This window comes from Desertibacillus haloalkaliphilus (assembly GCF_019039105.1).
GTDB classification, from domain to species: domain Bacteria; phylum Bacillota; class Bacilli; order Bacillales; family KJ1-10-99; genus Desertibacillus; species Desertibacillus haloalkaliphilus.
This window is the reverse complement of record NZ_JAHPIV010000088.1, coordinates 1-466: the sequence shown is the minus strand read 5'-3', so window position 1 is coordinate 466 and position 466 is coordinate 1. Positions and strand designations below refer to the sequence as shown.

Here is a 466-nt window from a genome sequence, read left to right as displayed (position 1 = left end):
CCTTTGGTCAAAGAAGGTTGCTGATGAAATGACGTCAATGATGATGGGCGTTTATACGAACGGAACTGGAAAGTCTGCTGATCCATATGGTTACACGGCGGCCGGAAAGACGGGTACAACCGAGGTAACCGGTAGCGATTCAACGGCAACGAACGCGACGGATTCATGGGCTATTGCTTACACACCAGATGTGGTGGTCACAACTTGGACGGGTTACGATTCATCTGCTAACGGTGAAACAATTCCGGTATCGCTTGGTCAGACGGCTGGACCGTTGATGAAGACGACACTGGAGCAAGTAATTCCAAACACTGATCAAACCGCATTCGGCGTTAAGAGCGTGCGTCAAAAGATGAGCACCGTAACTGGCGAAAACGGAAAGACCAGTGGTAGTTCATCATCAGATGGCTTCTCAAATGCCATTGACGGTATTCAATCAGACATTAAGGATGGCGCAAGTCAGGCG

The 466-nt window shown here is 49.4% G+C and carries 1 protein-coding gene; it reads left to right on the top strand.

Annotation, left to right across the window (positions count from 1 at the left end; translation table 11 throughout):
- A partial coding sequence (locus tag KH400_RS20975) for a penicillin-binding transpeptidase domain-containing protein (RefSeq protein ID WP_281418763.1) occupies positions 1-466 on the top strand: 466 nt, incomplete at both ends.